The following is a 26,713-nucleotide window of genomic DNA, read 5'->3' as shown; positions in this document are numbered from 1 at the left end:
GTCGTCCTCCCGGTCAGGCCTCGGCAGAGGTGGTACCGAGCTCCGACGCGATCGGCCCTGTCCGACACTGACACATCGCGTGATCCACCAGCATGTGGGCGCGCGGGGTCGGGCGAAACTCGAGATTGCGCAGCGCGAGCCGAAGCGCTCGCCGCGGATCGCCACCGACGGTCAGCCAGAACTCCGCCGCGTGATCGGCGTACGCCTCGGGGTGGCGCGCCAGCAAGTCCTCGTACCGCTCGGCCGCGTGGGCGCGCCAGAACCGCGCCTCCGCCGACGCCCCGGCCTCGCCCAGGACACGGGCCAGCCGGGCCGCACAGTCGGGATCGTCGCCTGCCGCCGCCCGACGCAGCCGCCCGATCGCCGCGCCCGCCCTGCCCTCGGCGGCATCGACATCGGCGAGGTGCCTCTGCGCCGGTACGTAGGCCGGCAACCGGCGGGCCGCCGACTCCAGCCGGCTGCGCGCTCTTCGCAGGTCGCCCTGGGCCAGCCACATCTGCCCGCACCGGCATTCGAGCACCGCGAGTGGAAACGGACTGACCCCGCGGTGGGCGCGTCGCGCCGCCAGCAGCCAGTTCTCGGCCGCGACCGTCTCTCCGCGCTCGGCATGCCAGCCGGCCAGGGCCCCCAGAGCGCTGAAGTCGGGCCGCCTCGCCAGCGCCTGTCGATGCAGCGCGAGTGCCTCGCCGTAGCGCCCGACCGCCTGATGGACGGCGGCGCGCTCCGCGTCCAGGCTTCGCCCATCGAGCCCCAGATCGGCCGCCGCGTCGAGCTCGGCCAGCGCCGCCGGGAAGCGGTGGAAGAAGGCGGCCGCCCTGGCGCGAGCCAGATGGGAGAGGGGATCACGCGGCGCCAGGTCGACGAACGCCTCCGCCAGCGTCGCGGCGCGCTCGCTCTCGTCGATGCGGCCCAGTACGTGCCCGCGCAGGGCGGTCAGCTCCACCAGCTCGCCCCACCCGGCGCCCGTCAGGCCTCCCCGGCTCGCCTGCGACGTCAGGCCCTCGATGCGCGCATCGAGGTTTCCCATCGCGATCGAGCCTGCCGTGGTGACCGGCCAGCTGTCACCATCGAGCCGCGACCCGCCGCCCGCACGGCCGTCCGCCGGGAAGCCGTTCATCGGCTTGCGGCGACCGTCGGGACGGAATAGGGCGCGGGCGGGTCGGGGTTGGGCGGTGCCAGGTACGGGAACTCGCGGGAGGCCGGCACGGTGGCCCCATCGACGCCGTCGCTGATCCGCGGGCCGCGGCCGGCGTTGATGAGCAGCGTGTACAGCGTGTCGAAGCCGTCATCGTTGAGCGACCTGCCGCCACAGGTCGTGTGTGCCCGTCCCTCCAACAGCGCCCGCTCGATCTCGAGGTAGCTGTCCTCGGCGTACGGCTTGGCGACGTCCACGACCAGGAAGTCGGCGAGGAAGAGCTCCGTCAGCGGATGCGTCCCGTCCGGCTGCGTCGACCAGTCGAGCCTGCCGTCGAGACCGTCGAAAAAGACCAGGTTGGCGTTGAGTCGTGAGCGATAGGCACTCACGTAGGTCGGAGCCAACTCGAACGGGTCCTCCTCGTTGTAGAGATCGCGGAGCTCCACCACCGTGTTGCCGGGGTCGACCCCGTTCTCCGACAGGAGGACGTTCTTCATCTCCAAGCGGCCGAGCCGCTCGAGGCGCATGGGGTAGGGGCCGGCGGTGACGGTTTCCGCCGCCACGGCGAACACGGTGCCCGAGGCCGACCCGAGTACCGTGGCAACGTCGAGCTCGACGACGATCGTCAGAACGTCGGCGCCTTCCAGCGCGTTGCTGCCTTTCGGCAGGAACGCGATCCGCCGAGCCGCGCGCGTCTCCACCTCCTTGCCCACGTCCATGAAGAACGGGTCCAGCCGCACTCCGGCGTAGACGCGAACGCCAGAGCCGTGGCCGCCCCGCTCGCCGTCCACCTCGAAGGAGACCGACTCCCCGCTCGGGAGCACGCAGGTTCCCCGCTGGACCGGCGCACCATCGGCGTGGGGCTCGGTCGGTGCCGAGAACGTGCAGGTGAACGCGTATTCGTCGGTGCCGACGCCGAAGAGCGAGTCGGAGTGTTCCGAGGGGATCCTCACGGGACGTACGCGGAGGCGATAGTCGGCGGCGTCGGAGAACAGGGCCCCGGGCCGGGCGTTGGGGAAGACATTCATGACCAGGACGAGCCGGCCCGGCCGGGCGGGGCTGGGAAAGGCATAGAGGTCGGCGAGATCGATGGCCGGATCGGCCAGGGCCCGGGGACCGGAAAGGTGGTCGGACATGACGCTGTGACCTCCTGTGCGCATCCCGGTGCCGGCGACCCGCGCCCCGTTGCCGGGTCACTCGGTGATCCCCGGGTATCACGGCTCCGGCCGAGGCACTCCGCGCGGGAGACAACCGCTGGGGACTCCCCTCCCACGACCGGAAGTCGTGGGCCACTAGCCAGCCGCGGCATCCAGCAACATGTCGAACGCCTGGGTGACCTTCTGTGCCTTGGCGGTGTCCTGGACCGTCATGGTCGGATTGGACGCGTACCACATGTCGGCTTCCACGATTCGCGACGTCAGCCACTCGCTGAAGTGAGGGTCGTTCGACCCGGGCCAGCCCTCGACGACGTCGGCGAACATCTCGTCGAACCACGGCGCGGCGTTGGCAATGATGTCCGCGAGGTACGGCTTGAAGCCACCGTCATAAGTGACCGCCGCGATGACCTGGGTGTCGTTGTTGATGAAGACCACGCGGAAGTCGTGGACGGTGCCGACGAGCCTCTCGTAGTACCAGGCATCGGCCTGGTACTTGGCGGCGTCCTGGCGATACCTGGCTGCCCCGCCCGGCTTGACATCGAAGAGCACGGTGATTTCCGCTACTTCCCCGGCCCGCTTCCCGACCCCCTCGGGCTGCCTGACCACGGTTGGAATCTCGGCCGTCCCGGTCGCCGGCGATTTCTGCGTCGTCATGGCCTCGTCTCCCCTTGGATCTCCTGGCGGTCGGTCTGGAATCTCCTATCGGCTCATCCGTAGAGGCTGAGCCCCCTCCGGGATCGTTCCCAGATCCAGCCTAGTAGGCCGAGCACCGACCGTCCTGACGACTGTCGCGGCCAGTGGCGATCTACCGTGCCCGCCAGGACGTCCCCGGCGCTGCACCAGTCGCCGGGCGCCGGCCCGCAGCCTCAGGCTGTGGCCGGAACCCGTGCACCACCTCGATCCGGCCGACGATGTGCCGGTTGAACTCGTCCGACTCCTCCGCCGGCACCCACAGCTCGAGGATCGTTCGTCCACCGGCCTGCTGGACCGGGTAGTGGGCGGCGAATGCGGCGCCGATGTCGAACCTGGCGACGTAGCGGACGCCGGAGGCGGGCACGTTCCAGTCCCGTGCGATGCGGATCGCGTAGTCCTCGTTCAGTACCGGGTGGAAGATCGGCTGCTCGGGTGGGCGAGGCGGCCAGGCCAGCCAGCCCGACGCCTTGACCAGCGCCAGCTCCTCCGGGCCGGTGGGCCACCACAGCGCCACGGTCTTCGCCGGGGACATCGCGTGCTCTCCTCGATCCACGCGGTCGGGCGCTCACCGTAACCGTGCCGCTGACTGGTGACGAACGAATTCGGATCCGCGGTATTGGAAACTCCGGTGCAGCGGGTTGCCCGGTTCGATATTCGCTCGCACTGCCCGCTGCAAGCCACGCCACCTGGAACAACCAGCCGTGCGGCGACGGAATGAGCGGCTGCAACAAAGTCGGACCTTCCACCAGGATCACCGGTGCCGGCCCGGTCGACTTCGACGTCACCTCCATGATGCAGACCGCCGTCCCACTGTTAACACGGTGTCGCAGGCGAAGTGCAGCCGGTTCTCGATGCCCCACTGGGGGTGGGCCAGTCTTCCAAGCCGCTCTGGTGAGGCCTGACGCGCGGCCAGGCCGGTGATCGCTTAGCTGGTCTTGCGGGTGAGCTGGTTGTTCTTGATGACCAGCAGGAAGTACGCCCTCGCTGTCACGACTGTAGCGCCGGGTTCTCGCCAGTCGGCTGGGACGCGGCTACAACATGCTGGAGTACCAGCAGATCCATCGGTGTCACCTGGACCGTGATCGCCAACTCGCCCGTACCGGAGAGTTGTACCGTTTCGGTCGCGCGCAGCCGGCGCGCGATTCCGCCGATCCGTGCACCGGTTATCCGAGTCAGTGTGTACGGGCCCCGAAGGCTGTCGATCCCCAGTGCCTGCTTGCGCCAGCAGATCAGAGCATCTCCGGCAGCAGGAGCGGACAGGAACAGGAGGCCCAATGCCTGCCGTCCGGTGTCGGTGCGGACGGCGCGGGCGTACAGGGTGGTGCCGGTGGCGAGATCTGCGATGTCGAGGTCGGCCGAACGGGGCTTGACCAGTCGCAGTGCCGTCAATAGGCCGTCCAGCCGCCGCCGTTGGGCGGCGGAGGTGGGCAGCGCACCGGCTATCGGAACTTGGAGACGGCGAGGCAGTGCCGCCATGAGGAGGCTCAGCAGCAGGAGACCCAGGACAAGCTCGGCTATCAGGGTCAGGAGCCAGGCTTCATCGGAAAGTCCGAACAGGTTGGGGTTCAGAAGGGTGCCCAGCACGACGGCCAGAAGAGCGAGCGTGTACCCGATGCGTATGAGACGTCCTGGCATTCCAGATCCTCTTCTGCCTTGAGACGGTGGCCATGTCAGGCCGAAGCGTTGCACTCAACGGGCCTTCTTGCAAAACGAGTTGAACAATTCGGCACAAGCCTGGACCGACGCTGCCGTCGGCTGGCCAGGGTCGTTTCAAGGTCGTGGTGGGCATATGAGTCCGCTGGTCACGGCAGTGCGAGGGGTATGGGCTGGATCGTCACGAATGCAACGAAGCTCCGGTTGAACGGGGTGGCCTTCCCAAGTCGCCCTGAACCAGCGGAGCTTCGATGTGCCGTCAGTCCGCCGCCGTTCGCCTGATCAATTCGCCCGCTCTGGGCGGCATGGCGGGATTGTCGCTGGTGGAGTGGTTGAGGCTGCTGCCCGATCCCCGCCGGCGCCGAGGGGTGCGTCACCCGTTGGTGTCGGTCGGTCCTCGGGTGGAAGCCTGCCCTGAAGGCCCCTTCCCATCAACGGAGTTGTACATCCACAGCCCGGTGTCGCCCAGGGCGAGGGCAAGGCGGAGAGAACCCACGCCGACGAGACTTGTCCGCTGTCCGCTGTCCGCGTCGGTCAGGCGCGGGTCGTACTCGGTGACGCCGATCGCGGTCACCGTACTCCCGACAGCCTCCCACGTGATGGGGGTGTGCAGTGCTGCGTCACCGCAAGGTCCAGTCGTCGCACCAGGCGGACCTGTAGTGGTGTCGATCGCATCTTGGGTGACTGATCGGCTCGACGATCATCAACGGCTTCGGCCACTATGGCGGATACACCAGCGCGGCGGACAACCACCTGGCCTTCGGCCGGGATCCGGCCAACGATCACTTCGGTGGCAACAAGCTCCCGACCAACCCGGGCGTCGGGCACTCCGACTACTGGAAGAAGGACGGGCAGTCTCTGGACGCCATGGGGCGCATCATTTCGGGTCAGTGGGGCTGAGCGTGCGGAGTATGCGGATTGCGGCGGCTCTCGTCGTGGCGATGGCGGCCCTCACCGCCTGTGGGCTCAGCAACGAGCAGCTGAAGCCGACCATCGCCAAGGACCAGGCGACCCGGCAGGTCAAGTCGTACGACGCGGAGATCAAGACCGCGTTGCCAGGCAAGCCGCAGCCCTCGACGAAGGAGCCGTGGAGCCTCGAGTGTGAGACGACCGACATCCCGGGACCGAAGGGGCGGGTAGAGCTCAGCACGGACACGGTCGTCGCGTCAGGACACCCCGAGGGCAACCCGGAGATCGTTGAGGCGTTCGACAACAAGCTGGTGGGCATGGGCTTTGACCTGGACCGTAGGAGCGGGAACGACCGTGTCTACAAGAACAAGGCGAACGGCTTCACGGTGGGACTGAAGGAGAGCGGGGACGACAGCAGGACACTCACGCTCAGCGTCGCCTCGCCCTGTGTCTGGCCTGATGGCACGCCGCCAAGTGGGTAGGAAGAAGCCTGCGGTTGCCGAGAACCTCATCCAGCCGGGGCAGCGGCACATTGGTACCCGGCGGGAGGAGTCCGCGGAGCTGATCTGGTCGGCGAACATCGGGGCGAGAGAGGTGGCTCGGATCAGAGATCGGCTGGGGGAGCGGTCGCAGGGCAGATGCTGCGTTGGAGTGCGTGGTGGGGTCGCTGCCGGTGGCGGAGTAAAGGTGAGTCTCCTCGCTTGGCACCGTGGGGCGCCCAGCGGAGGCCGACGGTAGGCCGAGACCGCGTAACGGGCTGCGGCGGTGCCGGCCAGGATGGCGGTCGCCGCTGTGTGTCTAGGGTGGTGACCGTGGTAGATGCCGATGATGTCCGTCGTATCGCGTTGTCCCTCCCGGAGACCGTGGAGAAGGAGGCGTGGAGCATGCCGACGTTTCGGGTAGCCGGGAAGATGTTCATCACGGTCCCTGACGATCAGACGTCATTCGCTGTGCGGTGTCCGAAGCATGATCGGGCGGAGTTGATCGCTGCGGAGCCGGAGAAGTTCTGGGTGCCACCGCATGAGGTGTCTTCCGCCTGGGTGCGCGTGCGACTCGGCGCTCTGGAAGACATGGCCGAGCTGTACGACATTCTTGTGGATTCATGGAAGCAGGCCGCACCGGACCGCCTCGTGGAGGCTTCCGGAGTGCTGGGTGAGCTTGCTCCGTTTTGACGGACACCATCGGTGTGGTGGTCAGGCCGCGAGGACGGCTTCGTACTCGGCGGGACTGCGGTAGCCGAGGCTGCTGTGCAGCCTGCGTATGTTGTACCAGGCTTCGATCCACTCGACTAAAGTCGCCGGTCAGAGCCTGTGTTGCGACGACCGGTTGAATTCGAGTTGGCAGCTGCGGTCTGAATGGAACACCACCGGCCCTGCTGGGCGGCGGGTGCGGCAGGCGGCCCGCAGGGCGTCGGCGACCAGTTCGGTCCGCAGGTGGTCGGTGGCGGCCCAGCCGACGACGCGGCGGGAGGCGATGTCGATGACGGTGGCCAGGTAGAGCCAGCCCTCTTCGGTCGGGATGTAGGTGATGTCACCGCACCAGCGCGCATCGAGGCCGGCCGGGTCGGGTGTGAAGTCGCGCGGGACCAGGTCCGGCCGGGCGGCGGCATGCGGGTCGGGGAACGTGGTGCGGTGGCGGCGTCTGCGGTGTCGGCCCTCGAGGCCGGCCTGGCGCATCAGCCGGGCGATCCTCTCGGTGAGTTCCGCGTCGCGGACCGCTCGGGGGTCGGGGGTGGCGGTTCAGCGAACGTGGAAGGCGGCTCGGGAGACCTGGAGCAGTTCACACACACGCTTGACGTTGTGGCCTGCCTGCTTCTCCGCCTCGATGAACGGGTGCACCGTGCCGGGTCTCCGTTGCGAAGAAAGCCGTAGCCCGCTTGAGGATGTCCACGTCCTTGCGCGGGCGGCGGTTCTCCCGCCGCAGTCTTGCCAGTTCCTCGCGCTCGTCGCTGGTCAGGCCGTCGCGCTCGCCGGCATTGACCTCGGCTTGCTTCACCCACTCCCGCACCGCGGTCTCGGTCAGGTCGAAGTCCTTGGCGGCCTGACCGACCGAGCGGTCGCCGCGTCGGCACAGCTCGACGATCTCGGCCTTGAACTCCGGTGTGAACGAGCGGCGAGGGCGTGGCTTGTTCCCCACGCTCTCCATGATGGACATCATCCTTACTGGGGCCGAAGCCCCTGATCAGGGGAGTCCGTCAAAGCGAATCAAGCCCAGTCAGGAGTCTCCGACTACTGCGATCGTCGCCGTCCACGGGGCCTGGAGCCATGCCCCCGACCACCTCCCGGGGACCGTCGCCAGGCCCGGCCCCTCCAGGTTTGACTCCTCCAGGTCGGTGTCCTAACGTAGGTCGAGTCGCCTGATTCGGGCGGACCCCCCTTCTCAATGCCAAGCGATTCGTCGCGTGCCCTTTCGATTCCGGTCGAGCGGGAAAACGGATCGGAAAGCTCTGGTAGAGTTCGGGAGCGCCGAAAGGCGAAAGCGAAATCCGATGAAATTCGGTCCGGAAAACGGAGCGGAAAACATCTGATAAGCTGGAAACACGAAAGAACGAAGCGCCCGGAGGGTCCGCTGGAAGGCGGCTCGAAGGAAGCGTCCGTTCCTTGAGAACTCAACAGCGTGCCAAAAGTCAACGCCAGATATGTTGACATCCCCGGCGAGACCATCCGGTCTTGTTGGAGATTCCTTTTGTAATACACAGCGAGGACGCAGTGCGCGGGATCACCTCATTCCGGTGGTTGCCGTGCCGCTCAACGCGAGTGTTGACCCGATCACGGGTAATCATTCACGGAGAGTTTGATCCTGGCTCAGGACGAACGCTGGCGGCGTGCTTAACACATGCAAGTCGAACGGTGAAGCCCTTCGGGGTGGATCAGTGGCGAACGGGTGAGTAACACGTGGGAAATCTGCCCTGCACTCTGGGACAAGCCTTGGAAACGAGGTCTAATACCGGATATGACCTTCCTCTGCATGGGGGTTGGTGGAAAGCTCCGGCGGTGCAGGATGATCCCGCGGCCTATCAGCTTGTTGGTGGGGTAATGGCCTACCAAGGCGACGACGGGTAGCCGGCCTGAGAGGGCGACCGGCCACACTGGGACTGAGACACGGCCCAGACTCCTACGGGAGGCAGCAGTGGGGAATATTGCACAATGGGCGAAAGCCTGATGCAGCGACGCCGCGTGAGGGATGACGGCCTTCGGGTTGTAAACCTCTTTCAGCAGGGAAGAAGCGAAAGTGACGGTACCTGCAGAAGAAGCACCGGCTAACTACGTGCCAGCAGCCGCGGTAATACGTAGGGTGCGAGCGTTGTCCGGAATTATTGGGCGTAAAGAGCTCGTAGGCGGCCTGTCGCGTCGGATGTGAAAGCCCGGGGCTTAACCCCGGGTCTGCATTCGATACGGGCAGGCTAGAGTGTGGTAGGGGAGATCGGAATTCCTGGTGTAGCGGTGAAATGCGCAGATATCAGGAGGAACACCGGTGGCGAAGGCGGATCTCTGGGCCATTACTGACGCTGAGGAGCGAAAGCGTGGGGAGCGAACAGGATTAGATACCCTGGTAGTCCACGCCGTAAACGTTGGGAACTAGGTGTTGGCGACATTCCACGTCGTCGGTGCCGCAGCTAACGCATTAAGTTCCCCGCCTGGGGAGTACGGCCGCAAGGCTAAAACTCAAAGGAATTGACGGGGGCCCGCACAAGCAGCGGAGCATGTGGCTTAATTCGACGCAACGCGAAGAACCTTACCAAGGCTTGACATACACCGGAAACTGGCAGAGATGTCAGCCCCCTTGTGGTCGGTGTACAGGTGGTGCATGGTTGTCGTCAGCTCGTGTCGTGAGATGTTGGGTTAAGTCCCGCAACGAGCGCAACCCTTGTTCTGTGTTGCCAGCATGCCTTTCGGGGTGATGGGGACTCACAGGAGACTGCCGGGGTCAACTCGGAGGAAGGTGGGGATGACGTCAAATCATCATGCCCCTTATGTCTTGGGCTGCACACGTGCTACAATGGTCGGTACAAAGGGCTGCGATGCCGTGAGGCGGAGCGAATCCCAAAAAGCCGGCCTCAGTTCGGATTGGGGTCTGCAACTCGACCCCATGAAGTTGGAGTTGCTAGTAATCGCAGATCAGCATGCTGCGGTGAATACGTTCCCGGGCCTTGTACACACCGCCCGTCACGTCACGAAAGTCGGTAACACCCGAAGCCGGTGGCCTAACCCGTAAGGGGAGGAGCCGTCGAAGGTGGGACCAGCGATTGGGACGAAGTCGTAACAAGGTAGCCGTACCGGAAGGTGCGGCTGGATCACCTCCTTTCTAAGGAGCACATAGCCAGATCTGAGCGAATGCCTCAGATTGGTTGCTCATGGGTGGAACGTTGACTATTCGGCACGGTTCGGAAGCTTCCGCTAGTACTGCCCTTTGGGGCGTGGAACGTGGTGTGTGACTGGATTGTGTCGGGCACGTTGTTGGGTCCTGAGGGAACGGCCGTATGGCTGTTACCTCTAGGATGCCGGTCCTACTGACAGCATGGCTTGTCCGTGTCGTAGGTGGGTGACTGGTCGTTGTTTGAGAACTGCACAGTGGACGCGAGCATCTGTGGCCAAGTTTTTAAGGGCGCACGGTGGATGCCTTGGCACCAGGAACCGATGAAGGACGTGGGAGGCCGCGATAGTCCCCGGGGAGTCGTCAACCAGGCTTTGATCCGGGGGTTTCCGAATGGGGAAACCCGGCAGTCGTCATGGGCTGTCACCCGCTGCTGAACACATAGGCAGTGTGGAGGGAACGCGGGGAAGTGAAACATCTCAGTACCCGCAGGAAGAGAAAACAACCGTGATTCCGGGAGTAGTGGCGAGCGAAACCGGATGAGGCTAAACCTTGAGCGTGTGAGACCCGGCAGGGGTTGCGCTTGGGGGGTCGTGGGTTTTTTCTTGATCGGTCTGCCGGCCGGTCGGCGAGTCAGAAACCGTATGGGTAGTCGAAGGACATGCGAAAGGTCCGGCGTAGAGGGTAAGACCCCCGTAGACGAAATCTGTACGGCTCGCTTGAAGAATACCCAAGTAGCACGGGGCCCGAGAAATCCCGTGTGAATCTGGCGGGACCACCCGCTAAGCCTAAATATTCCCTGGTGACCGATAGCGGATAGTACCGTGAGGGAATGGTGAAAAGTACCGCGGGAGCGGAGTGAAATAGTACCTGAAACCGTGTGCCTACAAGCCGTGGGAGCGTCGTCACTTCGGTGGCCGTGACTGCGTGCCTTTTGAAGAATGAGCCTGCGAGTTTGCGGTGTGTAGCGAGGTTAACCCGTGTGGGGTAGCCGTAGCGAAAGCGAGTCCGAATAGGGCGTTTGAGTTGCATGCCCAAGACCCGAAGCGGAGTGATCTAGCCATGGGCAGGTTGAAGCGTGGGTAAGACCACGTGGAGGACCGAACCCACCAGGGTTGAAAACCTGGGGGATGACCTGTGGTTAGGGGTGAAAGGCCAATCAAACTCCGTGATAGCTGGTTCTCCCCGAAATGCATTTAGGTGCAGCGTCGCGTGTTTCTTGCCGGAGGTAGAGCACTGGATAGGCGATGGGCCTTACCGGGTTACTGACCTTAGCCAAACTCCGAATGCCGGTAAGTGAGAGCGCGGCAGTGAGACTGTGGGGGATAAGCTCCATGGTCGAGAGGGAAACAGCCCAGAACACCGACTAAGGTCCCTAAGCGTGTGCTAAGTGGGAAAGGATGTGGAGTCGCAGAGACAACCAGGAGGTTGGCTTAGAAGCAGCCACCCTTGAAAGAGTGCGTAATAGCTCACTGGTCAAGTGATTCCGCGCCGACAATGTAGCGGGGCTCAAGCACATCACCGAAGTCGTGTCATTGCAGCAATACTCCTAACGGGGGCTGTGATGGGTAGGGGAGCGTCGTGTGCCGGGTGAAGCGGCCGAGGAATCGAGTCGTGGACGGTATACGAGTGAGAATGCAGGCATGAGTAGCGATACAAGAGTGGGAAACTCTTGCGCCGATTGACCAAGGGTTCCTGGGTCAAGCTGATCTGCCCAGGGTAAGTCGGGACCTAAGGCGAGGCCGACAGGCGTAGTCGATGGACAACGGGTTGATATTCCCGTACCCGCTTTGAAGCGCCAACGCTGAACCCTCTGATGCTAAGCCCGTGAAGCCGTCCCGGAGTCTTCGGACAATGGGGAGTGGTGGAGCCGGTGACCCGAGGTGGTAGTAGGTGAGCGATGGGGTGACGCAGGAAGGTAGTCCAGCCCGGGCGGTGGTTGTCCCGGGGTAAGGGTGTAGGACGTAGGGTAGGCAAATCCGCCCTGCAATAGTCTGAGACCTGATGCCGAGCCGATTGTGGTGAAGTGGATGATCCTATGCTGTCGAGAAAAGCCTCTAGCGAGTTTCATGGCGGCCCGTACCCCAAACCGACTCAGGTGGTCAGGTAGAGAATACCGAGGCGTTCGGGTGAACTATGGTTAAGGAACTCGGCAAAATGCCCCCGTAACTTCGGGAGAAGGGGGGCCATTCCTGGTGATGAGTCTTGCACTCTGAGCTGGGGGTGGCCGCAGAGACCAGCGAGAAGCGACTGTTTACTAAAAACACAGGTCCGTGCGAAGCCGTAAGGCGATGTATACGGACTGACGCCTGCCCGGTGCTGGAACGTTAAGGGGACCGGTTAGTCCGATTTCGGTCGGGCGAAGCTGAGAACTTAAGCGCCAGTAAACGGCGGTGGTAACTATAACCATCCTAAGGTAGCGAAATTCCTTGTCGGGTAAGTTCCGACCTGCACGAATGGCGTAACGACTTCTCGACTGTCTCAACCATAGGCCCGGTGAAATTGCATTACGAGTAAAGATGCTCGTTTCGCGCAGCAGGACGGAAAGACCCCGGGACCTTTACTATAGCTTGATATTGGTGTTCGGTTCGGCTTGTGTAGGATAGGTGGGAGACTTTGAAGCTGTGACGCCAGTCATGGTGGAGTCGCCGTTGAAATACCACTCTGGTCGTGCTGGATGTCTAACCTGGGTCCGTGATCCGGATCAGGGACAGTGTCTGGTGGGTAGTTTAACTGGGGCGGTTGCCTCCTAAAGGGTAACGGAGGCGCCCAAAGGTTCCCTCAGCCTGGTTGGCAATCAGGTGTTGAGTGTAAGTGCACAAGGGAGCTTGACTGTGAGACTGACGGGTCGAGCAGGTACGAAAGTAGGGACTAGTGATCCGGCGGTGGCTTGTGGAAGCGCCGTCGCTCAACGGATAAAAGGTACCCCGGGGATAACAGGCTGATCTTCCCCAAGAGTCCATATCGACGGGATGGTTTGGCACCTCGATGTCGGCTCGTCGCATCCTGGGGCTGGAGTAGGTCCCAAGGGTTGGGCTGTTCGCCCATTAAAGCGGTACGCGAGCTGGGTTTAGAACGTCGTGAGACAGTTCGGTCCCTATCCGCTGTGCGCGTAGGAGTGTTGAGAAGGGCTGTCCCTAGTACGAGAGGACCGGGACGGACGAACCTCTGGTGTGCCAGTTGTTCTGCCAAGGGCATGGCTGGTTGGCTACGTTCGGGAGGGATAACCGCTGAAAGCATCTAAGCGGGAAGCCTGCTTCGAGATGAGCACTCCCACCTCCTTGAGAGGGTAAGGCTCCCAGTAGACGACTGGGTTGATAGGCCGGATATGGAAGCCTCGTGAGGGGTGGAGTTGACCGGTACTAATAGGCCGAGGGCTTGTCCTCAGTTGCTCGCGTCCACTGTGTTGTTCTGAAACAACGACCCCGACCCTGTGTGGGTTGGTGCGGTTGATAGTTTCATAGTGTTTCGGTGGTCATAGCGTGAGGGAAACGCCCGGTTACATTCCGAACCCGGAAGCTAAGCCTTACAGCGCCGATGGTACTGCAGGGGGGACCCTGTGGGAGAGTAGGACGCCGCCGAACAATTATTCAGAGCCGTGGCTCCCAGTGATTTCACTGGGAGCCACGGCTTTTTTTGCGTGTCGGAACGCGTATGACCCTGTGCTTGCCGAAAACCTCATCCTGTGGGGCTCGGAAAGTCGTCGCTGCAGGTCAAGCCTAGTGTCGGTACTCGTTGATGACGCGGCCGAGGATTCGGGTGCGCAGGAGCCGGCGGGCTTCGGCGGTGCGTATGGCGGTGCGTATAGCGGTGGGCTGCTGATCGGGGCCGGGTGGTGGTGGCTGGTTGCGGGCCCGGGCACAACGGTCCGTGCTGAGCGTCCGATCAGGCTGGCGCCGGTGAGGAGGACACGCGGCAGAGTGACCGGGTCGGGTGCCGTCCGTGGGACTCGGGGCCCGTTCGGAGCAATGTACAGCCCGGTGGTGGGACCGGCCTCGACGCCGGTGTAGCCGGGGGCGCCGGTTACTCCCGTGGCGGCGAAGGCGAGGGTCTCTGCGGCGTACCGGGAGTCTTCGGAGCCGGGACAGGTCGATCAGCTCGTTGGTAGCTCGGGGATGCTGTGGGCCTGTCAGAGCTGTCTGGCTTGCTCTGCTACCGCGACGGCCGCTGTTCCGCGCAGGCCCGGGTGGGAGCATCCCCAGAGCCAGCGGCGCTCGGCGGTGTCGTAGGTGCCGATGACGGAGATGTGGATCTCGCGGCCGCCCTGGCGGTGTAGGCAGGTACCGCGGTCCGCGGTCCACGGTCCTTCCGGCAGGAACACGAGGAGGACGGCGACGACCCCCAAGCCTTCGCCACGCTCACGCACACCTCGCGCCAGTCCCCGGAAGACCGGGTCGTGTTCCCCGTAGCCCAGGTGCTCGGTCATCCCGGTTCCCAGAGCCCGTTCCAGCACGATGCGGGTGGATCCGGGTCAGCAGCCCTCCCCTGCTCAGCAGGGCCGCCTCCGAGGCATCCGTGCGGTCCGGCAGCCGCTCGACGACCTCGTCCCCTGCGGGGCGGCCACCAGCTCGTCCCCGACCGGCTCGACGGCCGGCGCCTCTTCGTCGGTGGTCATGTCCGTCCGTTCCGGCGGGCCAAGACCGAGGCCGGGCCTCGGCCAGCCTGTCGCATCAGCGACTTACACGAACTTTCAGACAAACTATGGCTGTTGACACACCATCACCGCCCATGGCAGGGGTGCGGTGCTTGGCAAAGGCCATTGACATGCCCTTCGACGGCTGGCTACGATCTTGATCGTTTGTTAAGGGGGTGTAACTCTGAGTGCCAGAGTCGCCGAGATTCTTCGGCGGGTTCGCCTGGGGTGAGGTATGCCATATCTGTGGCGCCTCTGTTTGCGATCATGCATGTGGACGTGAAGGTCCGCGAATATTCGGGGGTTGAGAAAGTGGCCCTTTTATAGGGTGCTGGGTTGAATCGTCGTTCGATGTCGGACATGTGCGGGATCTGAGTTCGATGTCGGACATGTGCGGGATCTGACTGTGTCCTGATGCCTTCCAGGCGTGAGGTGGTCGAGGTCTTCCTGCTGGTCAGCCAGATTTTATTACCCCCCTTTCTGATGCTTCCGCCTCGGCGCGGGCGCCTTCGGCCGTCGGCCTGCTGTGCGCTGGTGCGGCTTCGTGGTTCAAGTCTGTTTGATGCCTTTTCTGTGTCGTGTCGGACAGTTTCTCCAGTGCTGGCCGGCCCGATGTCCCGGATGTGCATGAAATCCCCCTGTCGGTCCACTCTGTGGCCTGGGGAGACTTTTGGCTCAAATTCCGGGAGCGGTGACCGTGCTTGGCGTTTGCCAAAATAGGCGAAAGAGCCGAAGACCCAACGGCTCGAATGAGACGTGTGCGAATAGTGAGGTCTTGTGTCCAATCCATTCGACGATCCCCGTGGTCGCTTCTTCGTCGTGGTGAATGACGAGGGGCAACATTCGCTCTGGCCGGAGTCGGGGCGGCTGCCGGCCGGCTGGACGGTCGTCCACGGGGCGGCGGATCGCCCGTCGTGCCTCGACTTCGTCAACGCGAACTGGACCGACATGCGGCCGTTGAGCCTTGTCGCCCACATGGCCGAGGCGGCTCCGCGTCAGGACGAGGAGCAGGGCTGATGACCACCGAGCAGAATGCGAACGGTCAGTCAGATTCCGGGCCGCGGAACGCGATCCGAAAGCGGCTGGTTTCACAGGCCAGGCTCGACCAGATGTCTCCGGAGAAGCGGGCCCTCCTGGAGAAGCGGTTCGGCGGGCGCCGCCCCAAGCCGGTCGACGACTCCATTCTTCCCGTCCCGCGCACGGCCGAGCTGCCGCTCTCCTCGGCGCAGCGGCGCCTCTGGTTCATGGACCAGGTGAGCCCCGGCAGTGCGGTCTTCAACGTGTCGGTGGCGCTCCGGTTCGTCGGCCCGCTCCGGCTCGACGTGCTCGCCCAGGCGGTCCGCCAGCTGTTCCTCCGCCACGAGTCGCTGCGGACGTTCTTCCCGCCCGCCGCGGACGGCTCCGGCAGCCCGGTGCAGCGGATCCTCCCGGTCATCGCGGTGGACCTCGAACCGGTCCCGCTTGCCGACGGCTCCGAGGCAGGAGTCCGGGCGGCGGTGGAGGCGGAGGCGGCCAGGCCGTTCTCCCTCCAGGCCGGACCGCTCTCGCGCGCGACCGTACTCCGTTGCGCCCCCGCCGACCACGTGCTTGTCCTGACCGTCCATCACAGTGTCTGCGACGGCTGGTCGATGGGCCTGCTGGTCGACGAGCTGCTCGCGCTCTACACGGCCGGAGCCCAGGGTGCCGAGGCGGCTCTCACCCCCCTGACGCTGCAGTACGCCGACTACGTCGGATGGGAGGCCCGCCCGGAGCACGCCGCGGAGCTCGCCGCAGGCGTCGAGTACTGGCGCCGGACGCTGAGCGGTGCCGTCCCGGTCATCGAGCTCCCCGTCGACCGCGCCCGGCCGGCCGCGCAGAGCTTCCGCGGCGAGCGGCACCGCTTCGCCCTTCCTCCGGAGATCTGGCCGGCGGTGAAGGAGATCGCCCGTGCGGAGCGCGCGACCCCGTTCAATGTGCTGACCGCCGGATTCGCCGCGCTGTTGGCGCGCTACTCGGCCCAGGACGAGGTGTCCATGGTGACGCCCGTGGCCAACCGGCCGCGCGTCGAACTCGAGAGCATGGTCGGCTTCTTCGCCAACTCGATCGCCCTGCGGGTCGATGTCTCCGGCTCCCCGACCTTCCGCGAGCTGGTCGGCCGGGTGCGCGACCTCACCCAGGAGGCCATCGCGCACGGCGAGGTGCCCTTCGACCGCGTGGTGGAGGCGGCGGACCTGCCCCGGGACCTGAGCCACGCGCCGGTCGCCCAGGTGCTGTTCGCCCTGGTCGAGGACCCGGCGCTCGACCAGGAGCTGGGCGACCTGCGGGTCACGGTCGTCGACCACCACAACGGGACCGCCAAGTACGACCTCAGCCTGGAGGTCTGGCCGGGCGCGGACGACGTCCTGCACGGCGTCTTCGAGTACGCGACGGACCTCTTCGACGAGACGACCGTGCTCCGCGCCGTCTCCCACCTCGGCACCCTGCTCGGGAGCCTGACCGCCGAACCGGACACCGGGATCGGGAACGCGCCCATGCTGTCCGAGGGCGAGCTGCGGGACATCGTCGTCGACTGGAACCGCACGGAGGACCCGCTGCTGGGCGGCGTCCACGCCGCCGAGCTCTTCGAGCAGCAGGTGCGCCGCTCGCCGGACGCGACCGCGCTGGTCTCCGGCGAGCGGGCGCTGACCTTCGCCGAGCTGGACCGGCTCGCGGACCGCCTCGCCGCCCGGCTGCGCCGCGAGGGCGTCGGGCCGGAGACACGGGTCGCGCTCTTCCTCCAGCGCGACATCGAGCTCGTGGTCGCGGTGCTGGCCGTGCTCAAGGCCGGCGGCGCCTACGTGCCCCTCGACCCCAAGGACCCGGCCGAGCGCATCGCGTACATGCTGGCCGACGCGGACGCGCGGGTCGTCCTCAGCAGCGGCCGCCACGTGGGCGCGCTCCCGGCGACGGACGCGCACGTGATCACCGTGGAGGACGTGGCAGCCACCGCGGAGGACGGCGAGCTGCCCGGGGCCGAGCGCGGTGCCCGGCCGCGGGCGGACAACGCCGCCTACATCATCTACACCTCCGGATCGACCGGCCGACCCAAGGGCGTCGTCATCACGCACGGCGGCCTGGCGAACTACCTCGCCTGGAGCCTCGGCGCCTACCGGGTGGCCGACGGCGGGGACTCCGTGCTCGTCTCGCCGCTGCGGTTCGACCTCTCGGTGACCACCCTGTTCTGCCCCCTCCTCGCCGGTCGCTCGCTGACCCTCGTCCGCGAGGGCGAGGAACTCGACACCCTCGCGGGCGTCCTCGGCGACAAGCTCGGCCTAGGCCTGCTGAAGCTGACCCCGGCCCACCTCGACGCGCTGGACACGTCGATGCCGCAGGCCGCGATCGAGGCGGACGGCTACCTGGTCGTCGGCGGAGAGTCCCTGCACGGGAGCACCGTCGCCGCCTGGCGCGGGCGCGCCCCCGGCCTGCGCGTGGTCAACGAGTACGGGCCCACCGAGACGGTCGTCGGCTGCTGCGTCCACGAGGTGACCGAGAACACCGACCTCTCCGGCACCGTGCCGATCGGCCGGCCCATCGCGAACACGCAACTCTACGTACTCGACGCGAACCTGATGCCCGTCACCCGCGGCGCGGTCGGCGAGCTGTACGTCGGCGGGGCGGGTGTCGCGCGCGGTTACTGGAACCGGCCGGACCTGACGGCGGAGCGGTTCGTCCCCGACCCGTTCGGTGCGCCCGGCGGGCGGCTCTACCGGACCGGGGACCTCGTCCGGCTGCGCCCGGACGGCGAGTTGGAGTGCCTCGGGCGGGCCGACACCCAGGTCAAGATCCGCGGCTACCGGGTCGAGCTGGAGGAGATCGAGGCCGCCCTGACCCGGATCCCGGCCGTCCGTGAGGCCGTGGTGCTGCTCCGCGAGGACACGCCCGGCGAGCGCAGGCTCGTCGCCTACACCACGGCGGCGGAAGCCGGGGAGGCCTCGGCGGCGGAGGAGCTGCGGGCCGAGCTCCGGGCCGACCTGCCGGAGTACATGGTCCCGGACCTGTTCGTGGCGATGGACGCCCTACCGCTGGCCCTGAGCGGGAAGGTGGACCGCCGCGCGCTGCCGCGCCCGACCGTGGAGGCCGCGAGAGGCGCCACGGGGGAGGGCCTCGTCTCGCCGGTGGAGCGGGTGGTGGCGCGGGTGTGGGCCGAGGTTCTGGGTGTGCCGTCGGTGGAGCGTGATGTGGCGTTCCTGGAGTTGGGTGGGCACTCGTTGTTGGCGGTGCAGGCGATGGCGCGTCTGCGTAAGGAGTTGGGGCTGGATCTGCCGTTGTCGGTGTTCCTGGAGGCCGGGTCGGTCGCGGATCTGGCGGCGCGGATCGAGGGTGCTGTCGTGTCGCCGGTGGAGCGGGTGGTGGCGCGGGTGTGGGCCGAGGTTCTGGGTGTGCCGTCGGTGGAGCGTGATGTGGCGTTCCTGGAGTTGGGTGGGCACTCGTTGTTGGCGGTGCAGGCGATGGCGCGTCTGCGTAAGGAGTTGGGGCTGGATCTGCCGTTGTCGGTGTTCCTGGAGGCCGGGTCCGTCGCCGACCTCGCGGCACGGATCGAGGCGCTCGGCGGAGCGGGTGGAGAGCCCCAGGAGCCGGCGCAGCCCGCGCCCCTCCCGGAGGCGAGCGGCGAGGGCCCGCTGAGCTTCGCGGAGGAACGTTTCTGGCTGGCCTACACCCTGGAGGACCGCTCCCCGGCCTACCACGTCCCCCTCACCCTGCACCTCAGGGGCGACCTGGACGTCCCCGCGCTGGCCGAGGCCCTGGGGACGCTGATCGACCGGCACGCCATCCTGCGCACGCGCTATCCGCTCGACGCCGAAGGCGACCCCGTCAGCCTCGTCGACGAGCCCAAGCGGTTCCACCTCGACGCCGTGGACCTCGACGGGGACCTGCGGGCCGTGCTCGACCGCCTCAGCGCGGAGCCGTTCGACCTGGAGGACGGGCCCCTGTTCCGGCCGGTCCTGCTGAAGGCCGCGGACGACGAGCACTACCTCAGCCTGGTGATGCACCACATCATCACGGACGGCTGGTCGATCGGGACCCTCCTGCGGGAGCTCGCGGCGGCGTACACCGCGCTGACCCGCGGCGAGCGCCCGTCACTCCCCGGGAACGCCCTCCAGTACCGCGACCACGCCCGGGCGCAGCGCGGCCGGGCCGACCGGCTCGCCGGGCAGCTGGAGTACTGGGAGCGGGCCCTGGAGGGGGCGCCGGCCGAGCTCGGACTGCCCACCGACCGGCCCCGGCAGGAGACGTCGGAGGGACGGTTCTTCACCGTCGCCTTCCCCGGGCGCGACGCACGCGGGCTGGCCCGGCGGACGGGGTCGACCCTGTTCATGGTGCTGCTCGCCGCCTACTCGGCGGTCCTGGGCGGGTACGCGGGCAGTGAGGACGTCGTCGTGGGCACGCCGGTCGCCGGCCGGGAGGACCTCGCGACGGAGCCCCTGCTCGGCTGCTTCATCAACACCCTCGCCATGCGGACGGACCTGTCCGGGGACCCGACCTTCGAGCAACTGCTCGGCCGGGTGCGGGAGTCGACCCTGCGGGCGTACGACCACCAGGAGGTCCCGTTCCAGCAGGTCGCCGAGCGGGTGGTGGAGCGGGTCGAGGGCCGCAGCTCGCTCTTCCGGGTCTGGCTGGAGCTCCAGAACTACCCCGACTCGCCGCTGGACATGGCGGGTCTGAAGGCCGAAGAGCTGGCCGAGGACCTGGAGACGGCCAAGTTCGACCTCGCCTTCCACCTCGCCGAGACCGGCGAGGAGCTGGAGCTCAAGGTCAAGTACGACGCCCTGCTGTTCGACGAGCGGACGATGCGCGGCTATGCCGACCGGTTCGTCGCACTGCTGTCGGCGGCGGCCGGCGACCCGGCCCGAAGGCTCTCCGAGCTGGCCGGGTGACGGCGCCCCGATGATCCCAGCGACCTCAGTCGCACCGTTCATGCAACCGCAAGGGAGCCGCATGTCCTTCCCCCACACGGCGCCGTCGTGCGCACGCGCGTCGGAGCAGCCGTGGTGACCGCCAAGCAGGAATCGCTGTTCCGGCACCGGAACTTCGCCCTGCTCTGGTCCAGCCAGTCGATCTCGATGTTCGGCACGCAGATCACGTACGTGGCGCTGCCGCTCACCGCGGCCGTGGTCCTGCGGGCCACGCCGATGCAGTCCGGTCTGCTGGTCGCGCTGGAGCAGCTGCCGTTCCTGCTGTTCGGCTTCGTCGTCGGCGTCTACGTCGACCGGCGGGCCCGCCGGTCGATCATGATCGGGGCCAACGCCGTCCGGTTCGCCACCCTCGCGTGGATCCCGGTCGCCTACTGGCTCGACGTCCTGTCCATCTACCAGCTGCTCGTGGTCGTCTTCGTGGTCGGGACGATGACCACGTTCTTCGACCTCGCCTACCAGTCGTACATCCCCGGCCTGGTCGGCCGGGAGCGACTGATGGACGCGAACGGCAAGCTCCAGGTGTCCGAGTCGGTCGCGGAGGTGGCCGGGCCCGGCGCGGCGGGCGCGCTGATCAGCGCGCTCGGGGCCCCGGTGGTCATCGCTCTGGACGCCCTGAGCTACGTGGTCTCCACGCTGGCACTGCTCCGCATGCCCGCGGACGAGGCGCCGGCCGCGCCGTCGGCCCCGGCCGGTCCGGGCGAGAAGGGGCCCTCGGTCTGGGCGTCCATGCGCGAGGGCTTCGGCCTGATCGGGCGGCACGCCCTGCTGCGCTGGTGCACGGTCGCGGCTCTCTCCGCCAACCTCTTCTACAGCGCCCTGATGGCCGTGTTCTTCCTGTTCCTCCTCCGGGAGGCCGGGATCGGGTCGGCCGAGATCGGCGTGATCGTCGCGGTCGGCAGCGCCGGCGCCCTGGTCGGCGCGCTGTCCGCCGAGCGGATCACCGGCCTGCTCGGTGTCGGGCCCACGCTCGTGCTGTCGCTCGTGCTTCCCGGAGCCGGCTACTTCGCCCTGTCGACCGTTCACGGCAACTCGCTGGTGGCCGTGGTGGCCGCGGGCGCCGCGACCTTCGTCGCCCTGTTCGGCATCCCGGTCTTCGACATCACCGTCATCAGCTTCCGCCAGATGGTGACGCCGGACCACCTGCTGGGCCGGGTCAACGCGACCGTGCGGACGCTCGCCAGGGGCAGCCTGCCCCTGGGTGCGCTGATCGGCGGCGCGCTCGGCTCGGCGCTGGGCCTGCGGGCGACCATCGTGGTGGCGGCGGCCGGCCTGTTCCTTCCCGCGGTGATCCTCTTCCTCTCGCCGGTTCGCTCGGTCCGTCGGCTCGACGGCCTGGCTGCGGCGGAGAGCGCGCCCGAGGAGTCGCCGTCCGTCCAGTACGACAACCAGGGAGCATCATGACCACCCCACCGTCCTCGGGTGTCCGGGCGATGCGTCGCCGGGTCGCCGTCACCGCCCAGCAGGACCTGGTGTCCGTCACGGACAGTCCGCACTCGATCCTGTCGATCGTCCGGCCGACGGCCCCGTCGGTCGACCTGGAGCACTGGATGCGGTCCAACCGCACGCGCGTGGAGGACCTGCTGCGCGACCGCGGCGCCGTGCTCTTCCGGGGCTTCCAGGTGTCGGGGCCCGAGGAGTTCCAGAACGTCGTCAAGGCCTGGTCACCGCAACTCCTCAACTACACCTACGGATCCACCCCGCGCAGCCGCTCCTCCGCGGCGGGCGTCTACACCTCGACCGAGTACCCGGCCGACCAGACGATCCCGCAGCACAACGAGATGGCCTACGCGCGGATCTGGCCGGAGCACCTCTGGTTCTACTGCCACCAGGCGTCCCCGGAGGGCGGCGTGACGCCGCTCGCCGACAGCCACCTGGTCGCGCAGCGGCTCGACCGCGCGCTGCTCGACTCCTTCGCCGAGCGCGGCGTGTGCTACGTCCGCCACTACGGCACCGGCTTCGACCTGACGTGGCAGCAGGCGTTCGAGACCGACAGCCGGGCCGAGGTGGAGGAGCTCTGCCGCGCCCAGGGGATCGAGTACACCTGGTACGGCGAGGACAGGCTGAAGACCTCGCAGGTGTGCCAGGCCGTGATCGAGCACCCGTCGAACGGCAAGGAGCTCTGGTTCAACCAGGCCCACCTGTTCCACACCTCCGCGCTCGCCCCCGAGGTGCGCGACGAACTCCGCGGCGGCGGTGCGGAGGTACCGCGCGAGGTGTACTTCGGCGATGGCGAGCCGATCGCGGACGCCGTCCTGGAGGAGGTCCGGGCGGCCTTCGTCGCCGAGACGATCCGGGAGCCCTGGCAGGACGGCGACGTCATGGTCATCGACAACATGTCGGTCTCGCACGGGCGGGACCCGTACGAGGGCCCGCGCCGGGTCCTGGTGGCGATGACCGACGAGCGCAGCGGGCACACGGGGGAGCTCCGATGAGCGAGCGAGTCAGCAAAAGGTGCGCATGGGGCAACGCCCCTGCCGAGCGGAGCGAGGTGGGCGCGTGAACGAGCCCGAGCAGATCGAGGGCTACCAGCTCTCGCCCCAGCAGCGAGCGGTCCACCTCCGCGAGGAGGCACAGGGCCGCGCCACCCACCGGATATCCACCCCGTCGGTGATCACCCCGGGCGAGCTGTCCGACCGGATGGAAGCCCTGGGGGCGGAGCACGAGATCCTCCGGACCAGGTACGCGGCGCTCCCCGGCCTGCGCCTGCCCGTCCAGGTGGTCGACCCGGCCGGCCCCGTCACGGTCGAGGAGGGCGCCGACGGCCGCACCCTGCTGCGGGCGGGCGAGCTGACCGTGGAGCACACCGGAAGCCGGGACGGCACGGTCCTGGTCCTCGGACTGCCGCGCCTCAGCGTGGACCGGGCGTCCTGGAGCATCCTCGCCGGACTGCTGCTCGGCGAGTTTGCGGAGCCCGGCACGGCGGAGGAGGAGCCGCTCCAGTACGCCGACGTGGCGGCCTGGCTGTGCGAGGAGCTGGAGAACGCCGGGCCCGCCACCGCCACGGACGCGGAGGCCCGGCCCACCGCCGGACTCCCGTTCCTCGTACCGGCCGGCCGGCGGGACCCGGCAGGCGGACCCGTGACCGTCGCGACGACGCTGGACGGCCAGCTGCCGGCCCGGTTGCGGGCCGTCGCCCGTGAGCTCGGGACGGGCGAGGAGGCCGTGCTGCTCGCCGCCTGGCGGTCGCTGCTCGCGCGGTACAGCGGGAACGCCGACGACCGGGTACTCGTGGTCACCCAGGGGCGCTCCACCGACGGACTGGCCGGCGCCCTCGGGCTGCTGGAGCGGCCGGTGGACGTACGCCTGGCGCTCGACCCGCAGGCGCCGTTCGCGCAGGCCGTACGGGACGCGGAGGAGGCGCTGCGGGACGCGGCGGCGAGGGAGAACCACGGCGACCCGGAGGCCCTCCTCGCCGTGGACGCCGTCTCCTTCCGCTACCTGGAGGACCGGTGGGCCGCCCTGGCCGAGCCCGGCCCGGCCGGTGCGTGCGAGCGCCCCGGCGTCGTCCACCTGGACTGCGTGCTGGGCCCGGAGAACCTGTTCCTGACCTTCGCGGGCAACGGCGGGCAGGTCGCCAGGCCGGATCTGGCCGCGCTCGCCGAGGCGTTCGGGCACCAGCTGGCCGACGCGCTCGCCGACCCCGCGCGGACCGCCGGGGTGCTGCGTCTGCTCACGCCGGCCGAGCCGGCGGGCGAGTCGGAGGAGCGCCACGAGGCCGTGCTGCACCGCTTCCTGGAGCACGCCGAGCGGATCCCCGACCGCCCGGCCGTCCGCAGCGGGGACCAGGTGCTCACCTACGGCGAGCTGGCGCGCCGGGCCTCGGCCACCGCGGCGCTGCTGCGCGGCCACGAGGTCCGCGCGGGGGAGTACGTCGGCGTGGTGGTCCCGGCGGCGGCCGACACCCTGGTCGCCATGCTCGGCACCTGGCTGGCCGGCGCGGCCTTCGTCCCGGTCGACCCGGCCTGGCCGAAGGAGCGCATCGAGACCGTCCTCGGCCTCGCCGGCACCGCGTACGCGCTCGTACCGGAGGCCGCGGCCGGTCTCGCACTGCCCGTCACGGCCCTGCGGCTGCCGGATCACGACGGCGGGACGGAAGCCGCACCGGCGGTCGCCGGCGCCGGGGAGGCCGCGTACGCCATCTTCACCTCGGGCACCTCGGGGACGCCGAAGGGCGTCGTCATCGGTCACGGGCAGCTGGCCCACTACGCGTCGGCCGTGCTGAAGGAGCTGGGGCTCGCCGAGGGCGCCGACTTCGCGGCCGTCTCCACCCTGGCCGCCGACCTGTCCTACACCGCGGTCTTCCCGACGCTGGCCGCCGGAGGCTGCGTCCACCTGGTCGACGCCGACGTGGCGACGAGCCCTCAGGCGCTGGCCGACCGGTTCCGGGCGCACCCGGTGAGCGCGATGAAGCTGGTGCCCTCGCACCTCTCCGCGCTGCTCGCCGACGCCCGCGATCCGGCCGCCCTGCTGCCGACCCGGGTCCTGGTGCTCGGCGGCGAGGTCCTGCCGCCGGCGCTGCACGCGCGGCTTCGCGAACTCGCCCCGCAGCTAAGGGTGTTCAACCACTACGGCCCGACCGAGACCACCGTCGGCGCGTCCGTCCTCGCGCTGGACGGTGAGACCGACGAGCGCTGCGCCTCGGTGCCGGTCGGCACCGGCATGGGGGACAACCTTCTCACCGTCGTCGACGACGAGGGCAACCCGCTGCCGCCCTGGTGCCTGGGCGAGGTGGTGATCAGCGGACCGGGCGTGGGCCTGGGCTACCTGGCGGAGCTGCGCGAGGGCCGCACCGGCTTCGGGGAGCGCGGCACGACGCGGCAGTACCGCTCGGGCGACCTCGGCCGGCTCGTGCCCGGTGCGGGGGTCGAGATCCTCGGCCGCCTCGACGACCAGGTGAAGCTGCGCGGCTACCGGGTCCAACTCGGCGAGATCGAGGGCCTGTTGCAGCAGCAGGCCGGTGTGGCGGCGGGTGCCGTGGTGGCCCGGACGGACGACAGCGGCCTGGTCTCGCACCTGGACGCCTACGTCGTGCTCACCGGGGACGGCGACGCCCCCTCGCTCAAGGACCTCCAGACGGCCCTCGGCCGCCGGCTGCCCACGGCCCTCGTGCCGACCGGGTGGCAGGTCCTGGACCGGCTGCCGCTGACGCGCAACGGCAAGCTCGACCGGAAGGCCCTGGCCCCCGTCGAGACCGTCCGCGCCCAGGCCGCCCGGCCGCGCGACTCCGTCGAGCAGCGGCTCCTGGTGCTCTGGGCCGAGGTCCTGGGACTCGCGGCCGTCGGACCGGACGACGACTTCTTCGAGCTCGGCGGGCACTCCCTGCGGGCCATCAAGCTGATGTCCCGCACCAACAGCGCCTTCGGCTGCAAGCTCCCGATGTCGTCGATCTTCAAGGCCCGGACCGTGGCGGCCATGGCCCGCCTGGTGCACAGCGGCGAGACCCGGGACTCCAACCTCGTCCCGCTGCGCCCCGCCGAGGGCGGCTCGCCGGTGTTCTGCATCCACCCCGGCGGCGGCAGCGCGCTCAGCTACTGGGAGCTCGCCCGGCTGCTGCCGGCGGACCGCGAGGTCGTCGGCGTCGAGTCCCTGGGCCTGCACGGCCAGGAGCCGCAGCGGAGCTTCGCCGAGATGGCCGAGGGCTACGCGAAGGAGATCGCCGCCGCCACCGACGGGCCCGCCGTGATCATCGGCTGGTGCTTCGGCGGGATCATGGCGCTGGAGACGGCCCAGGCGCTGCGCCGGGCCGGCCGCGAGGTGGCCAGGCTGATCATCGTCGACTCCTTCGCCCCCGGCTTCGAGGACGAGGAGGACGACGGTTCGCAGGACGACCTGCTGTCGGAGTCCGTCCTGATCGGCCGCTTCGCCTGGCACTACGAGCTGGACCTGCCCGAGCAACTGCCCTCCGGGCAGGCGGCGTTCGACCTCCTGCTGACGGAGATGCACAAGCGCGGGCACCTGCCGCCGACCGCGGGCGGGGACGACCTGCGCAAGCTGCTGGACGTCTACACCTGCAACATGACCGCGATCCGGCAGCACGCCGAGAGCACCGCCCCGGCGGACTCGACGCCGGACTACCCGGTGCTCCTGGTCCGCGCCGAGCCGGCGGGTGTGCCGCTGGAGTCGGACCGCACCTGGGGCTGGCGCAAGCTGGTCGGCCCCGGCCTCGCCTTCGGCGCCGTGGAGGCGGACCACCACAGCATCATGCGTCCCCCGGCCGTCGCCGAGCTCGCGGAGCTGGTCTCCCGGGTCCTCGACGCTCCGGCGCAGCCGTAGCACCACCGCTTGG

16 protein-coding genes and 3 rRNA genes are annotated in these 26,713 nt (G+C 67.9%); 10 read left to right on the top strand and 9 right to left on the bottom strand.

Going from position 1 to position 26,713, the window contains the following annotated elements:
* Nucleotides 1-13 precede the first annotated feature (13 nt).
* The 6 genes from ACSMTC_RS10075 to ACSMTC_RS10050 all read right to left on the bottom strand — a co-directional run bounded on the left by ACSMTC_RS10075 (nucleotide 14) and on the right by ACSMTC_RS10050 (nucleotide 5,212).
* Nucleotides 14-1,117 carry a tetratricopeptide repeat protein gene (locus ACSMTC_RS10075; RefSeq protein ID WP_436559326.1) on the bottom strand — a complete coding sequence of 368 codons (1,104 nt, stop codon included), beginning with the start codon at nucleotides 1,115-1,117 and terminating at the stop codon, nucleotides 14-16.
* On the bottom strand, nucleotides 1,114-2,271 hold the full coding sequence (locus tag ACSMTC_RS10070; protein ID WP_436559325.1) for a DUF4331 family protein: 1,158 nt from the start codon (nucleotides 2,269-2,271) through the stop codon (nucleotides 1,114-1,116). The genes ACSMTC_RS10075 and ACSMTC_RS10070 overlap by 4 nt, the downstream gene beginning before the upstream one ends.
* A 156-nt stretch (nucleotides 2,272-2,427) precedes the next feature.
* On the bottom strand, nucleotides 2,428-2,946 hold the full coding sequence (locus ACSMTC_RS10065) for a hypothetical protein (RefSeq protein ID WP_436559324.1): 519 nt from the start codon (nucleotides 2,944-2,946) through the stop codon (nucleotides 2,428-2,430).
* A 151-nt stretch (nucleotides 2,947-3,097) separates the two neighbouring features.
* On the bottom strand, nucleotides 3,098-3,517 hold the full coding sequence (locus tag ACSMTC_RS10060) for an ADP-ribosylation/crystallin J1 (RefSeq protein WP_436559323.1): 420 nt from the start codon (nucleotides 3,515-3,517) through the stop codon (nucleotides 3,098-3,100).
* 455 nt (nucleotides 3,518-3,972) lie between these two features.
* Nucleotides 3,973-4,620, bottom strand: coding sequence for a hypothetical protein (locus ACSMTC_RS10055; RefSeq protein WP_436559322.1), 648 nt, complete (start codon nucleotides 4,618-4,620; stop codon nucleotides 3,973-3,975).
* A 391-nt stretch (nucleotides 4,621-5,011) separates the two neighbouring features.
* On the bottom strand, nucleotides 5,012-5,212 hold the full coding sequence (locus ACSMTC_RS10050) for a hypothetical protein (RefSeq protein ID WP_436559321.1): 201 nt from the start codon (nucleotides 5,210-5,212) through the stop codon (nucleotides 5,012-5,014).
* Between the two features lie 337 nt (nucleotides 5,213-5,549).
* Between ACSMTC_RS10050 and ACSMTC_RS10045 the strand changes: the two genes are divergently transcribed.
* Both ACSMTC_RS10045 and ACSMTC_RS10040 read left to right on the top strand, forming a co-directional pair.
* A complete protein-coding gene (locus ACSMTC_RS10045; RefSeq protein WP_436559320.1) occupies nucleotides 5,550-6,029 on the top strand; it encodes a hypothetical protein in 480 nt (159 codons plus the stop codon).
* 330 nt (nucleotides 6,030-6,359) lie between these two features.
* The gene (locus ACSMTC_RS10040) at nucleotides 6,360-6,719 is read left to right on the top strand and encodes an MmcQ/YjbR family DNA-binding protein (RefSeq protein ID WP_436559319.1); all 360 of its coding nucleotides are present in this window, start codon (nucleotides 6,360-6,362) and stop codon (nucleotides 6,717-6,719) included.
* 129 nt (nucleotides 6,720-6,848) lie between these two features.
* Here ACSMTC_RS10040 and ACSMTC_RS10035 read toward each other — a convergent pair whose 3' ends face one another.
* Nucleotides 6,849-7,223, bottom strand: coding sequence for a DDE-type integrase/transposase/recombinase (locus ACSMTC_RS10035; RefSeq protein WP_436559318.1), 375 nt, complete (start codon nucleotides 7,221-7,223; stop codon nucleotides 6,849-6,851).
* A 103-nt stretch (nucleotides 7,224-7,326) separates the two neighbouring features.
* Nucleotides 7,327-7,701: a transposase gene (locus ACSMTC_RS10030; RefSeq protein ID WP_436559317.1), complete on the bottom strand. Its 375-nt coding sequence runs from the start codon at nucleotides 7,699-7,701 to the stop codon at nucleotides 7,327-7,329.
* 627 nt (nucleotides 7,702-8,328) lie between these two features.
* On the opposite strand from ACSMTC_RS10030, the gene ACSMTC_RS10025 reads away from it, so the two are divergent.
* The 3 genes from ACSMTC_RS10025 to rrf all read left to right on the top strand — a co-directional run bounded on the left by ACSMTC_RS10025 (nucleotide 8,329) and on the right by rrf (nucleotide 13,445).
* Nucleotides 8,329-9,852: ribosomal RNA gene (locus tag ACSMTC_RS10025) — 16S ribosomal RNA — on the top strand.
* 284 nt (nucleotides 9,853-10,136) lie between these two features.
* Nucleotides 10,137-13,247 (top strand): 23S ribosomal RNA (locus ACSMTC_RS10020).
* An 81-nt stretch (nucleotides 13,248-13,328) separates the two neighbouring features.
* Nucleotides 13,329-13,445 (top strand): 5S ribosomal RNA (rrf, locus tag ACSMTC_RS10015).
* Together the 16S, 23S and 5S rRNA genes form the textbook arrangement of a ribosomal RNA operon.
* A 545-nt stretch (nucleotides 13,446-13,990) precedes the next feature.
* Here rrf and ACSMTC_RS10010 read toward each other — a convergent pair.
* Nucleotides 13,991-14,287 carry a DUF6882 domain-containing protein gene (locus tag ACSMTC_RS10010; protein ID WP_436559316.1) on the bottom strand — a complete coding sequence of 99 codons (297 nt, stop codon included), beginning with the start codon at nucleotides 14,285-14,287 and terminating at the stop codon, nucleotides 13,991-13,993.
* A gap of 984 nt (nucleotides 14,288-15,271) precedes the next feature.
* On the opposite strand from ACSMTC_RS10010, the gene ACSMTC_RS10005 reads away from it, so the two are divergent.
* From ACSMTC_RS10005 to ACSMTC_RS09985, 5 genes are all read left to right on the top strand, one after another.
* On the top strand, nucleotides 15,272-15,511 hold the full coding sequence (locus tag ACSMTC_RS10005) for an MbtH family protein (protein ID WP_436559315.1): 240 nt from the start codon (nucleotides 15,272-15,274) through the stop codon (nucleotides 15,509-15,511).
* A gap of 92 nt (nucleotides 15,512-15,603) precedes the next feature.
* Entirely contained in the window at nucleotides 15,604-20,388 is a 4,785-nt protein-coding gene (locus ACSMTC_RS10000) for an amino acid adenylation domain-containing protein (RefSeq protein WP_436559314.1), read from the top strand.
* Nucleotides 20,389-20,502: 114 nt separating this feature from the next.
* A complete protein-coding gene (locus ACSMTC_RS09995) occupies nucleotides 20,503-21,828 on the top strand; it encodes an MFS transporter (RefSeq protein WP_436559313.1) in 1,326 nt (441 codons plus the stop codon).
* A complete protein-coding gene (locus tag ACSMTC_RS09990; RefSeq protein WP_436559312.1) occupies nucleotides 21,825-22,859 on the top strand; it encodes a TauD/TfdA family dioxygenase in 1,035 nt (344 codons plus the stop codon). The genes ACSMTC_RS09995 and ACSMTC_RS09990 overlap by 4 nt, the downstream gene beginning before the upstream one ends.
* A 64-nt stretch (nucleotides 22,860-22,923) precedes the next feature.
* Nucleotides 22,924-26,700 (top strand): amino acid adenylation domain-containing protein, encoded by a 3,777-nt coding sequence (locus ACSMTC_RS09985; protein ID WP_436559311.1) that lies wholly within the window; start codon nucleotides 22,924-22,926, stop codon nucleotides 26,698-26,700.
* The last annotated feature ends 13 nt before the right edge of the window (nucleotides 26,701-26,713 follow it).

This window comes from Kitasatospora sp. HPM-01-4 (assembly GCF_051374625.1).
GTDB lineage: Bacteria > Actinomycetota > Actinomycetes > Streptomycetales > Streptomycetaceae > Kitasatospora.
The sequence above is the reverse complement of the archived record's forward strand: the minus strand, read 5'-3'. Positions and strand labels throughout refer to the sequence as shown.